The organism is Nocardia pseudovaccinii (assembly GCF_050942345.1).
Taxonomy (GTDB): Bacteria; Actinomycetota; Actinomycetes; order Mycobacteriales; family Mycobacteriaceae; genus Nocardia; species Nocardia pseudovaccinii.
This window is the reverse complement of the sequence record NZ_CP192074.1, coordinates 971,971-984,116: the sequence shown is the minus strand read 5'-3', so window position 1 is coordinate 984,116 and position 12,146 is coordinate 971,971. Positions and strand designations below refer to the sequence as shown.

The following is a 12,146-nucleotide window of genomic DNA, read 5'->3' as shown; positions in this document are numbered from 1 at the left end:
CGGGTGCGGATCCCGACAACCAGTGCGGGTTGGCACGCAAAGTAATTCGCCCGGTGCGTGTGCCCCGGGCGAATTGCCTTGCGGATCAGGCGTACGCGGCTTCGAGCCACTCCGCGAACGTCGGCCCGGCCAGCTCGGCGTGCGCACCCGGCAGCAGCCCACCGTTCTCGAACTGCTCACGATCCGGATTCGCCGCATCACTCGACTCGATCACTTGGGCAGGCGCACCGAGCTTTGCCGCGAGCAGACCGGCCGCGCCCGCCATGGTCTCCGGCTGCGGACCCGCGATCTCGGGGAACGGCCCGTCGAGCGACTCCGGCACGGGATGCACCGCCAATTCCACCAGCGCCTCGGCCACCGCACGTGCGGCGACCAACTGGGTGCGCATCTTCGGCAGGTACGCGACCTCGCCCTGGGTCCCCCACTGCACCATCACCTCGACCAACTCATGGAACTGTGCCGCGCGCAGAATCTGCACCGGCAGCGGCCCTTCCAGCAGCGCGGCCTCATGCGCCAGCTTCGCGGCGTTGTATCCGGCGAGCGATCCATCGATGCCGATGATGGACACCACGACCAACCGCTCGACACCGGCCTTCCGCCCCGCCTCGTGCAGGTTGCGCGCCGCGGCCCGGAAGAATTCGGTCGCGATGGCCTGGTCCGCGGACGGCGTGCTGGACGCGTCGATGACGACATCCACACCGTCGAGCGCTTCCACGAGCCCGACCCCGGTCTCGATATCCACCCCGTTGGCCCGGGAGAATGCGACGACCTCGTGCCCCTGCTCGTTGAGCACGTCCACGACGTGACGGCCGAGCCGTCCGGTCGCTCCGGCAACCGCGATCTTCTTGGTATTCGACATGATTCCCGCTCCTGCTTTTCGCTGCGCTGTTCCGCTTTCACAGTGAGGACGACGCAGGGCGCACGAGTGTGACATGCCGTTTCGGACCGTTCCTCGAGATCTCTTTACCTGCTTCCTCGAAATCCTCTTAATGCGGCATTCATTCGAAACCCTTTCGCACGCCGCGAACTCCGGGAATGATGATCCAGTTGCGCCAACTCCGACCATCAGGAAAAACGTGAGAAGCATTTCGAGATTCGTCCTAACCGTCATCGGCGCACTCGTCGCCGTCGCGCTCACCATCGGCTTCGCCTCGACCGCATCGGCCGCGCCGGGTGAAGCGCCCCAGCCGACCGCACCGGTCGCGACCGCGCCGATCGCCGCGGCAGCCGAACCGACCCCGCAGGCCGACCTCATCGGGCAGTGCCTGGCGCCCGGCGACACCATCGAGGTCAGGACGCTGGTCGGCGGTCTGGTCGGTGCCACCATCGGCGGCATCGCGGGCCTGCCGCTCTTCTTCGTCGGCGCTATTCCGGGACTGGTCATCGGTGGACTCCTCGGCGTCCTCATCGGTTCCACCTCTTACGCGGTCGACGAGGGCCACATGCAGCAGGCAGGGCTCTGCTGACCGCGAATTCCCTTTAGTGGCAAGCTGTTAGCGTGCGGGTATGAGTTCGACCACCGATCGATTCATCGATGCCGTATTCGATTTCGAGAGCGCGGTGCACGCGCAGGACTCGCAGGCGCAGCAACAAGCTCACTCGGAACTGCATCGCTGCTACCGATCAGCGACTCCGGAAGAGCTTGCGCAGGGCGGGAAGCGGCTCGCGGAGCTGCTGCCCGATGTGCCGACGGGACCGCGAGCGAATATCGCGGTCCTCATCGGCGCGTGCGTCGAGGGTGGTGCGGATCCCGTGGCTTGCGCACCCGGCGTGCTGGCGAATCTCGCGATAACACTCGGCGGCGCAAAGGAATTCGCCGAGAAGTGGACGGCGGCGGCCGATGGCGTCGACGTACCCGACCCCGAACAGTTCGAGCTGGACCCGGACCTGTTCGAGGTCTTCGGATTCGACCCGACGCTGGCGTGGTGGACGCTGGACCTCTGGAGCCGTGCCGGTCTGGCCATGTTGCAGCACAAGGAAGTTCGGCAGAAGTTCGGACAGTCCGGCCGCGAGATCATCCGGGAGCGGCACGACGCACTCGGCGAAATCTCCGACCGGTGGGACAAATGCCTCGGCTACGCGCTGATCGTGCTGGACGACGAGCCGGTCGTCGTGCTGCACCGTGAAACCGGCACCGGCTACGCCATGCGAATGACCGGCATCGGCGACAACTTCCAATTGCACACCCTGGTCGCCGACGCCCTCATCGGCGGCGGACATATTCCGGGCGAGGCACCGGCGGCGGAGGCGGTCGCCATGTGCCGCGATATGCCCGGCATGGTGCATACCACCGGATCGTTCAATCTGGTCGCGCCGGACGGCAGCTGGATCTGGAACGAGGGCACGCCTTCCGATATTCCGGTGGTCGACGGCACCCGCCTGCTGGTCCTGGATCCGCCGCCGTACCAACGCACTTGGCCCGCGGGACGCTTCTTCCCGCATATGGTCGGCGACCTGACGCTGGAACGGGTGCTCACCGCGGACGAAACGGCCGCCTGGTTCCAGCATGTGTCACCGGCCAAGGATTCGAACGAGGACTAGCGGCTCACGCCCTGGTCCGCCCGACGACTCAGCGCCACCCGGCAATCCAGCTCCGGCCCGGCAACTCAACCTCGCCCCGCGACTCAACCCCGCCCGGCAACTCAACCCCGCCCGGCAATCCAGCTCCGGCCCGGCAACTCAACCTCGCCCGGCAACTCAACCTCGCCCGGCAACTCAGCCCCGCCCGGCAACTCAACCTCGCCCGGCAACTCAGCCCCGCCCGGCAACTCAGCCCCGCCCGGCAACTCAACCTCGCCCGGCAACTCAGCCCCGCCCGGCAACTCAGCCCCGCCCCGCGACTCAACCCCGCCCGGCAACTCAGCAGAGCGCCGGGCGTCAGGGCGGTGGGGCGTGCAGCGCCGCGTGCAGCGTGGCCGCCCATTGGGACACGATCTGCTTGCGGCGCGCCGAGTCATCGGTCAGGACATCGGCCAGCCCGAGGCCGCGCGCCATATCCAGCGTCGCCTGAACAAGGTGATGGGCAACCGGATCGGCGTCGTCGACGCCGAGCGCCTCCACTGCCCGCCGATGCGATCTACGCCCGAATTTGGCTTCCAGCGGCACAATTCGCTCCCGCAGCGCGGGATCGGCGGCCGCATGCGTCCACACCTGCAGCGCCGCCTTGAACAGCGGGCTGGTGAAGGATTCGACCAACCCGGCCACCACCGCCTCGGTGCGCTCGACCCCCTCGGCCAGCGCGGCCACCGACTTCGCCTCGTCCTTGGCCTGCTGGGTGCGGGTGTCGAACATGTACTCGAGTGCGGCGGTGATCAGGTCTTCCCTGGTCGGGAAGTGATGCTGGGCAGCGCCCCGCGACACCCCTGCACGTTCCGCGACCACCGAGACCGTGGCCGCCGCCCAGCCCATTTCGGCCAGGCAATCGATGGTCGCCTCGAGCAAGCGCTGCCGGGTGGCCCGGCTGCGGTCCTGCTTGGGTTCGTGCGGCGCCACTGGGGGCCTGGAGATCGCTGCCATGGCGCTATTCTGCCCAGCTCGGTGGACGGCGCTGCAAAAAGGCCAGCATCCCCTCGTGCACCTCGGGCGTGCCGAAGAAGCTCGCCGAGCGGGTGGCGAGCTCCTCGGCGGAGCTGTCGAACTCGGCCAGGATGCCCGCGTTGACCAATCGCTTGGCCTCGGCGAGCCCCTGCGGGGACCCCTTGCGCAGCTCCGCGCACAGCCGGGTCACCTCGGCCGCCGGATCGTCGGCGGTGATGGTGACCAGACCGATCTGTTCGGCGATATCCGCGCCGAACTTCTCGCCGGTGAGGTAGTAGCGACTTGCCGCGCGCGGGCTGAGCCGGGGCAGCAGGGTCAGCGAAATCATGAACGGCGCCAACCCGATTCGCACTTCGGTGAGTGCGAAACTGCTGCCGGGACCGGCGACGACGATGTCACAGGCCGCGACGATGCCCATACCGCCCGCGCGCACATTGCCGTCGATCCGCGCGATGATCGGCTTCGGCGTTTCGACGAGTCTGCGCAGTACGCCGATCATCACCCGGGTGCGCTCGTCGGCGGCCACCGCCGGATCGGCATTGCTGGCCTCGGTGAGGTCCGCGCCCGCGCAGAAGGTATTGCCGGTGTGCGCGAGCACGATGCCGCGGACGGCGGGATCCGCCGCGGCGTCGTCGAGGCCCTGAAGGAGCTCGACGACCAACCGCGACGACAGCGCGTTGCGGTTGTGCGGCGAATCCAGGGTCAGCGTGGCGAATCCATTGCTGACCTCGTAACGCACGTGTGGTGCGGTCGATGTCTCGGTCATCGTCCCTCCTGTAGCGGCATCGGACCCGATCCTTCGTCGACCAGGCATCGGGCGACGAGGGCTGGGTGTCAGTAGGACTTCGGCAGGCCCAGCGAGTATTGGGCGACGAAATTCAGGACCATCTCCCGGCTGACCGGCGCGATGCGGCCGATACGGGCCGCGGCGAGCATCGCGGCGAGGCCGTATTCCTTGGTGAGGCCCGCACCGCCGTGGGTCTGGATGGCCTGATCGAGCGCCTTGATACTCGCTTCCGCCGCAGCGTATTTCGCCATATTCGCGGCCTCGGCCGCACCCATCTCATCGCCCGCGTCGTAGAGCGTCGCGGCCTTCTGCATCATCAGCCTGGCCAGCTCCACTTCGACCTTCACCGCGGCGAGCGGATGCGAAATGCCTTGGTGCGCACCGATCGGCGTCTTCCACACCGTGCGTTCCTTGGCGTATTCGACGGCACGATCGATGGCATAGCGGCCCAGGCCGACGGCCATGGCCGCGCCCATGATGCGCTCCGGGTTGAGGCCCGCGAACAGCTGCATGAGCGCGGCGTCTTCCTTGCCTACCAAGGCATCCGACGGCAGGCGCACGTCATCGAGGAACAGCGTGAACTGGTGGTCCGGCTCGATGATGTCCATTTCCTGTGGCGTCTTGACGAAGCCGGGGGCATCGGTGGGCACGATGAACAGCGCGGGCTTGAGCTTGCCGGTCTTGTGGTCCTCGGTGCGCGACACGATGAGCACGGCCTCCGCCTGGTCCACGCCGGAAATGAAGATCTTGCGGCCGTTGAGGATCCAGTCGTCGCCGTCGCGACGCGCGGTGGTGGTGATCTGGTGCGAGTTCGAACCCGCGTCGGGTTCGGTGATGCCGAAGACCATCTTGGCGGTGCCGTCGGCGAGTTCGGGCAGCCACTGCTGCTTCTGCTCATCGGTGCCGTATTTGGTGATGATGGTGCCGCAGATGGCCGGTGAGACCACCATCAGCAGCAGGCCCGCGCCCTGCGCGGACAGCTCCTCCATGACCAGCGCGAGCTCGTACATGCCCGCGCCACCGCCGCCGAACTCCTCCGGCAGATTCACGCCGAGGAACCCGAGTTTGCCTGCCTCATCCCACAATTCGGTGAGCGGTTCGTTCTTGCGCGCCTTCGGCAGCACGTAATCGCGGAAGCTGTACTTCGCGGCGAGCCCGGCCACCGCGGCCCGTAGCGCCTTCTGCTCTTCGGTTTCGATAAAACTCATCAGTTCTCCTGGGATTCGGTGGGATCGACGACGGCGAGCACGGCGCCGACATCGACCTGCTGGCCGACGGTGACATTGAGGGCGCTGAGCACGCCGGCGGCGGGCGCGGAGATGGTGTGCTCCATCTTCATGGCCTCCAGCCACAGAATCGGCTGGCCCTGTTCGACGGCACTGCCGACCTCGGCGCCGATGCGAATCACGCTGCCCGGCATGGGTGCGAGCAATGAACCGTGCGCGACCTGATCGGCCGGATCGCTGAAGCGCGGCAGTCGGCGCACCGACACGGGTCCCAGCGGCGAATCCACGCAGACCAGATCGCCGTAGCGGGCGATATCGAATTGCCTGCGCACCAGCCCGCGTTCGCCTGGAACCGCGAGAACCACGCGCTCGGGACCTGCCTGCACCAATTCGAGTCCATCGTGACCGTCCACCGCGACACCGGTTCGGGTGAAGCGGTAACCGATGTCATGTGTTCCGCTGGTGCGGCTTTCGTACGATTTGTGCTGCGACTGCGACGGCAGATTCCGCCAGCCCGCGGGCAGCCCGCCGCCGACCCCGGCCGCCTTCCGGTTCGCCGCGGCATCCGCGAGTGCGGCGGCGACGATGGACAGTGCCTCATCGGCCTCGGTCGCCAAAGGCGCGGAGAGTGAATCCAATCCGTGTGTTTCGAAGAATGCGGTATCGGTGTCTCCGGCCAGGAATGCCGGATGCCGCAGCACCCGCACCAGTAGATCGCGGTTGGTCACCAGACCGTGAATCTTGGCCCGCTGCAAGGCCGTTGCCAACAGCCGTGCCGCATCGCCGCGCGTCTCGGCGTAGGAGATGACCTTCGCAAGCATCGGGTCGTAGTGCACACCGACAACCGAACCGTCGACCACACCGGTATCCAGACGCACGCCCGGTCGCTCGAGCACCTCGAATTCGGTTACCACCGAAGGGATATCGAGCCGATGCACCGTCCCGCTCTGCGGCTGCCACTCGTTCGCGGGATCCTCGGCATACAGCCGCACCTCGATCGAGTGCCCACGCAGCGCGGGCGGCGCGGCAGCCAACTCGCCGCCCGCCGCGACCTCCAGCTGAGTCCGCACCAGATCCAGTCCGGTGGTGCATTCGGTGACCGGATGTTCCACCTGCAGCCGGGTATTCATCTCCAGGAAGAAGAAGTCACCCGCCTCGTCGGCGAGGAATTCCACGGTCCCGGCACCGGTGTAGCCGATCGCACCGGCCGCCAGCCTGGCCGCCTCGAACAGCCGCTCGCGCATGGTGTCGATCCGCTCGACCAGCGGCGACGGCGCCTCCTCGACCACCTTCTGGTGGCGGCGCTGAATGGAGCATTCCCGCTCGCCGACGGCCCAGATGGTGCCATGGGTATCGGCCATGACCTGGACCTCGATATGCCTGCCGGTCTCCAGGAACCGCTCGCAGAACACCGTCGGATCACCGAATGCCGATTCGGCTTCCCGGCGCGCGGCGGCGATCTGCGGTTCCAGATCGGCGAGTTCGCGCACCACACGCATGCCGCGCCCGCCACCACCGGCAGAGGCCTTGATCAGCACCGGCAGCTGCGCCGCGGTGACCTCGTCCGGATCGAGTTCGGCGAGTACCGGAACTCCGGCCGCGTCCATCATCTTCTTGGCAGCGACCTTCGAACCCATCTGCTCGATCGCCTCGACCGGGGGGCCGATCCACACCAGTCCGGCCGCCAGCACAGCCTGTGCGAATTCCGCATTCTCGGAAAGGAATCCGTAACCGGGATGGATCGCGTCAGCACCGGTGGCCAAGGCCGCCTCGATGATCAGTTCGCCGCGTAGGTAGGTCTCGGCCGGGGTATTGCCCGGAAGACGAACCGCCGCATCGGCTTCGGCGACATGCGGTGCCGCGGCATCCGCATCGGAGTAGACCGCGACCGTGCCGATCCCCATGCGACGACAGGTCGCGAAAACCCGGCGGGCGATCTCACCACGGTTGGCTACCAAAACATTGGTGAATGGCCCACCCGGCACCCGACCGCCGCCCCTCATCGAATCGCTACGCGATGCAGTCATTTTCCCTCACATCCGGAAGACGCCGAAGCCATCGGCGCCCTTGACTGGGGCATTGTGAATGGCCGACAACGCCATTCCCAATACCGTGCGGGTATCACGGGGGTCGATCACACCGTCGTCGTACAGCCGCCCCGACATGAACATCGGCAGCGATTCGGCCTCGATCTGCGCCTCCACCATCGCGCGCATCCCGGCATCGGCCTCCTCGTTGAACGGAATGCCCTTGGACTCGGCGGCCGCCCGGCCCACGATCGAGATCACACCGGCCAACTGCGCGCCGCCCATGACGGCGGATTTCGCACTGGGCCAAGCGAAAACGAATCGCGGATCGTAGGCGCGACCGCACATGCCGTAATGGCCCGCACCGTAGGACGCGCCCATCAGCAGCGAAATATGCGGCACCTTCGAATTCGAGACCGCATTGATCATCATCGCGCCGTGTTTGATGATGCCCTTCTGCTCGAACTCCTTGCCGACCATGTAGCCGGTGGTGTTGTGCAGGAACAGCAGTGGCGTATTCGACTGGTTGGCCAGCTGGATGAACTGGGTCGCCTTCTGCGACTCCTCCGAGAACAGCACGCCGCGCGCATTGGCGAGAATGCCGACCGGATAACCGTGCAACTCCGCCCATCCGGTGACCAGGCTGCTGCCATAGAGCGGTTTGAATTCGTCGAAATCGGAGCCGTCGACGACGCGGGCGATCACCTCGCGCGGATCGAACGGAATCTTCAGATCGGACGGGACGATGCCGAGCAGATCCTCCTGGTCGTACCGCGGCTCGATCACCTCCGCGCGCGGTGCCGGACCCTGCTTCTTCCAGTTCAGGCGCTTGATGATCGAGCGGCCGATGCGGATCGCGTCCTGCTCGTCGACCGCCAGATAATCGGCCAGACCCGAGACGCGCGCGTGCATATCCGCGCCACCGAGCGATTCGTCATCGGATTCCTCACCGGTGGCCATCTTGACCAGTGGCGGCCCGCCGAGGAATACCTTGGAGCGCTCCTTGATCATCACCGTGTAGTCGGACATGCCGGGGATGTAAGCGCCGCCCGCGGTGGAATTGCCGAAAACCAAAGCGATGGTGGGGATTCCGGCCGCCGAGGCCCTGGTGAGATCGCGGAACATCCGTCCGCCGGGTACGAAGACTTCCTTCTGCGTCGGCAGATCCGCGCCGCCGGATTCGACGAGTCCGATCACCGGTAGCCGGTTCTGCATGACGATGTCGTTCATGCGCAGGTTCTTGCGCAGCGTCCACGGATTCGAGGTGCCGCCGCGCACCGTGGGATCCGGCGCGACGATCATGCATTCGACGCCCTCGACAATGCCGATACCGCACACCACGCTCGCCCCGACGTGGAAGTCGCTGCCCCACGCGGCAAGTGGGCAAAGCTCGAGGAATGGTGAATCCTCGTCGATGAGCAGTTCGATGCGCTCGCGCGCGGTCAGCTTGCCGCGCTTGCGATGCCGGGCCAGCTTGTCCGGGCCACCGCCCGCGACGGCCTTGGCGAATTCGGCCTCCACCTCGGTGAGTTTGCTGGTCATGGCCTCGGCCGCGGCCGCGTATTCCGGCGATGCGGTATCGAGTGTGGTGCGTAGTGTCGTCAAGACTGGTACCCCAATCGTTTCGCCGCCAGTCCGGTCAGGATTTCCGTTGTGCCACCGCCGATGCCGAGAATGCGGATATCGCGGTATTGCCGCTCGACCTCGGATTCGCGCATATAGCCGAGGCCGCCGAACAGTTGCACGGCCTGATTGGCCACCCATTCGCCCGCCTCCACGGCGGTGTTCTTGGCGAAGCACACCTCGGCGATCAGATCGGTTTCGCCATCGGCGCTGCGCTGCACCACATCTCGGGTATAGACGCGGGCCACGTCGATGCGTCGGGCCATTTCGGTCACGGTGTTCTGCACGGCCTGCCTGCTGATCAGCGGGCGGCCGAAAGTCTCGCGGTTGCGCACCCAGTCCAGGGTCAGGTCCAGGCAGCGCTGGGCCTGCGAATACGCCTGCACCGCAAGCCCGACCCGCTCGCTGACGAACGCACCGGCGATCTGATAGAAGCCGGAATTCTCCGGTCCGACCAGATTCTCTACCGGCACGCGGACATCCACATAGGACAGTTCGGCGGTATCGGAGGCCAGCCAGCCCATCTTGTCGAGCTTGCGGCTGACCGTGAAGCCCGGCGTGCCCTTCTCCACCACCAGCAGCGAAATGCCGCCGGAGCCGGGGCCGCCCGTGCGCACGGCGGTCACCACGAAATCGGCGCGCACACCCGAGGTGATGTAGGTCTTGGCCCCATTGACGATGTAGTGGTCGCCATCGCGGCGTGCGGTGGTGGTGAGGTGGCCGACATCGGAGCCGCCGCCAGGTTCGGTAATGGCGAGCGAGCCGATCTTCTCCCCGGCCAGTGTCGGGCGTGCGAAGCGCTCGATCAGGTCTTCATTGCCGGAGGCGATAATGTGGGGCACCGCGATACCGCAGGTGAACAGCGAGGCGAACAGGCCGCCGGAGCAGCCGGCCTGATGCATTTCCTCGCAGACGATCATGGCGTCGATACCGTCACCGCCGGAACCGCCTGCGGATTCCGGGAATTGGATGCCGAGCAGGCCGAGCGCTCCGGCCTTCTTGTGCAGTTCGCGCGGGATCTCGCCGTCACGCTCCCAGGCGTCGAGGTACGGAAGAACCTCGCGCTCGGCGAAACCCCTGACGGTGGCGCGCAATTCGCGCCGTTCCGGCGTATTCCACGGACTCACAGCAACTCCAATGGGATATCAACATAACGCGAGCGCAGCCATTCGCCGAGCCCTTTGGCCTGTGGATCGAAGCGGGCCTGGTAGGCCACACCCTGTCCGAGCAGACCCTCGATAATGAAGTTCACGGCACGCAGATTCGGCAGTACGTGCCGGGTGACGGTCAGCGGCGCGGCCTCGGGCAGCAGTTCCTTGATCCGCTCCACCGTCAGCGTATGCGCCAGCCAGCGCCACTGCTCATCGGTGCGAACCCATACGCCGATATTGGCATTGCCGCCCTTGTCGCCGCTGCGGGCCAGCGCAATCGTGCCCAGCGGTGCCCGTCGAGTTCCGTTGGCGGACAATGGCTCCGGCAGTTCCGGCTCGGCTACCTCCGCCAATTTCAGAGTGTCCGACGCGGGTGCGATATCGACGCGAGTGCCTTGCGGCAGCACCGCCGCATGCGGTACTTCGGCGGCATCGACGAATCCCGGCGTGTACACGCCGTACGGCGAGCCGTTGCCAGGCAGGCTGGTGAAGTTGGTCCCCGGATAACTGGCCAATGCCAGCTCGACCGCGACATTGGAGAACGAGCGGCCGACCTTGTTCGGATCCGGATCGCGAACCACGCAGCGCAGCAAAGCGCTTGCCTGCTCCTCGGTTTCGGCGTCCGGCCGGTCGAGACGCGCCAGCGTCCAGGTCAATTCCGCAGGCCGCACGGGCAGCCAGGACTCCAGTTGTCGTTGCGCCAGTTGGGCTTTCGCCTCGATGTCGAGTCCGGTGAGCACGAACTCCATCTCATTGCGGAAACCGCCGAGAGTATTCAACGAAACCTTGAGTTGCGGCGGCGGCGCTTCGCCGGTCACACCGCTGATCAACACGCGATCCGAACCTTCTTGACTCAGCTCGATCGTGTCCAGCCGCGTGGTGACATCCGGCCCCGCATAACGCGCACTCTGGATCTCGTACATCAGCTGTGCCGCAACGGTATCCACCGTGACCGCGCCGCCCGTGCCCCGATGTTTCGTGATGACGCTGCTGCCGTCCCTGCGCACTTCGGCGATCGGGAAACCGGGCCGTCCGAGATCGGCCAACTCGGTGAAGAAGGCGAAGTTACCACCGGTGGCCTGTGTACTGCACTCGATGACATGTCCGGCCACCACCGCACCGGCAAGCTGGTCGTAATCGGTTCGCCCCCAACCGAAATGAGCGGCGGCCGGGCCGACGATCACCGAAGCATCGGTGACCCGGCCGGTGACCACGATATCCGCGCCCGCATTCAAACATTCGACGATGCCCCAGGCACCGAGATAGGCATTCGCGGTCAGCGGTGACCCGAGGCCGAGCTCGCCCGCTCGGCTGAGCAGGTCGTCACCCTCGACGTGCGCGACCTTGGCATCCAGTCCGAGATCCGCCGCAACCTTGCGCAGCTTCTCCGCGAGCCCGGCCGGGTTGAGACCGCCCGCATTGGTGACGATCTGAACATTGCGTTCCAGCGCCAGCCCGAGGCAGTCCTCGATCTGCCGGACGAAGGTCTTGGCATAGCCGAGGCTGGGATCCTTCATCCGGTCCCGGCCGAGGATCAGCATGGTCAACTCGGCGAGATAGTCCCCGGTGAGCACATCGAGCTGCCCGCCCTCGAGCATCTCCCGCATGGCGCTGAGCCGATCACCGTAGAACCCGGAACAGTTGCCGATACGGATGAGCTCCGGATCGGCGGCCAGCATACTCATCAGCTGGAAGGCCCTCCTGTGCGGCGAACCGTCCCGGCGCGCCGCGTTGCGCCGCCGGTGAAGTCCGCGTTCCGGAGTCCAGCATCACACCCGGTCCAGAAAAAAGCAAG

At 66.2% G+C, this 12,146-nt stretch carries 10 protein-coding genes; 2 read left to right on the top strand and 8 right to left on the bottom strand.

The window, feature by feature from the left end; translation table 11 throughout:
• Positions 1-85: 85 nt before the first annotated feature.
• Positions 86-859, bottom strand: a complete 774-nt coding sequence (locus ACQPZ2_RS04495) for an SDR family oxidoreductase (RefSeq protein ID WP_433524424.1) — start codon at positions 857-859, stop codon at positions 86-88.
• 217 nt (positions 860-1,076) lie between these two features.
• Between ACQPZ2_RS04495 and ACQPZ2_RS04490 the strand changes: the two genes are divergently transcribed.
• Entirely contained in the window at positions 1,077-1,466 is a 390-nt protein-coding gene (locus ACQPZ2_RS04490; RefSeq protein ID WP_433524423.1) for a hypothetical protein, read from the top strand.
• Positions 1,467-1,506: 40 nt separating this feature from the next.
• Complete coding sequence (locus ACQPZ2_RS04485) at positions 1,507-2,541, top strand: hypothetical protein (RefSeq protein WP_433524422.1); 1,035 nt, start codon at positions 1,507-1,509, stop codon at positions 2,539-2,541.
• Positions 2,542-2,877: 336 nt separating this feature from the next.
• On the opposite strand, the gene ACQPZ2_RS04480 is transcribed toward ACQPZ2_RS04485, so the two are convergent.
• The 7 genes from ACQPZ2_RS04480 to ACQPZ2_RS04450 form a co-directional block, all read right to left on the bottom strand.
• Positions 2,878-3,516 carry a TetR/AcrR family transcriptional regulator gene (locus ACQPZ2_RS04480; RefSeq protein ID WP_433524421.1) on the bottom strand — a complete coding sequence of 213 codons (639 nt, stop codon included), beginning with the start codon at positions 3,514-3,516 and terminating at the stop codon, positions 2,878-2,880.
• Between the two features lie 4 nt (positions 3,517-3,520).
• The gene (locus ACQPZ2_RS04475) at positions 3,521-4,303 is read right to left on the bottom strand and encodes an enoyl-CoA hydratase family protein (RefSeq protein WP_433524420.1); all 783 of its coding nucleotides are present in this window, start codon (positions 4,301-4,303) and stop codon (positions 3,521-3,523) included.
• A gap of 68 nt (positions 4,304-4,371) precedes the next feature.
• The gene (locus ACQPZ2_RS04470; protein WP_433524419.1) at positions 4,372-5,532 is read right to left on the bottom strand and encodes an acyl-CoA dehydrogenase family protein; all 1,161 of its coding nucleotides are present in this window, start codon (positions 5,530-5,532) and stop codon (positions 4,372-4,374) included.
• On the bottom strand, positions 5,532-7,577 hold the full coding sequence (locus tag ACQPZ2_RS04465) for an acetyl/propionyl/methylcrotonyl-CoA carboxylase subunit alpha (RefSeq protein WP_433524418.1): 2,046 nt from the start codon (positions 7,575-7,577) through the stop codon (positions 5,532-5,534). The genes ACQPZ2_RS04470 and ACQPZ2_RS04465 overlap by 1 nt, the downstream gene beginning before the upstream one ends.
• A gap of 6 nt (positions 7,578-7,583) precedes the next feature.
• Positions 7,584-9,182, bottom strand: a complete 1,599-nt coding sequence (locus ACQPZ2_RS04460) for an acyl-CoA carboxylase subunit beta (RefSeq protein ID WP_433524417.1) — start codon at positions 9,180-9,182, stop codon at positions 7,584-7,586.
• A complete protein-coding gene (locus ACQPZ2_RS04455) occupies positions 9,179-10,327 on the bottom strand; it encodes an acyl-CoA dehydrogenase family protein (protein ID WP_397050069.1) in 1,149 nt (382 codons plus the stop codon). Before ACQPZ2_RS04455 ends, ACQPZ2_RS04460 begins: the two co-directional genes overlap by 4 nt.
• Entirely contained in the window at positions 10,324-12,036 is a 1,713-nt protein-coding gene (locus ACQPZ2_RS04450) for an acyclic terpene utilization AtuA family protein (RefSeq protein ID WP_433524416.1), read from the bottom strand. Before ACQPZ2_RS04450 ends, ACQPZ2_RS04455 begins: the two co-directional genes overlap by 4 nt.
• Between the last annotated feature and the right edge of the window lie 110 nt (positions 12,037-12,146).

Excerpts from the sequence above, each read along its gene's own strand:
- ACQPZ2_RS04495 (WP_433524424.1), bottom strand. The coding sequence starts at position 859 with ATGTCGAATACCAAGAAGATCGCGGTTGCCGGAGCGACCGGACGGCTC.
- ACQPZ2_RS04485 (WP_433524422.1), top strand. The coding sequence starts at position 1,507 with ATGAGTTCGACCACCGATCGATTCATCGATGCCGTATTCGATTTCGAG.
- ACQPZ2_RS04480 (WP_433524421.1), bottom strand. The coding sequence starts at position 3,516 with ATGGCAGCGATCTCCAGGCCCCCAGTGGCGCCGCACGAACCCAAGCAG.
- ACQPZ2_RS04475 (WP_433524420.1), bottom strand. The coding sequence starts at position 4,303 with ATGACCGAGACATCGACCGCACCACACGTGCGTTACGAGGTCAGCAAT.
- ACQPZ2_RS04470 (WP_433524419.1), bottom strand. The coding sequence starts at position 5,532 with ATGAGTTTTATCGAAACCGAAGAGCAGAAGGCGCTACGGGCCGCGGTG.
- ACQPZ2_RS04465 (WP_433524418.1), bottom strand. The coding sequence starts at position 7,577 with ATGACTGCATCGCGTAGCGATTCGATGAGGGGCGGCGGTCGGGTGCCG.
- ACQPZ2_RS04450 (WP_433524416.1), bottom strand. The coding sequence starts at position 12,036 with ATGAGTATGCTGGCCGCCGATCCGGAGCTCATCCGTATCGGCAACTGT.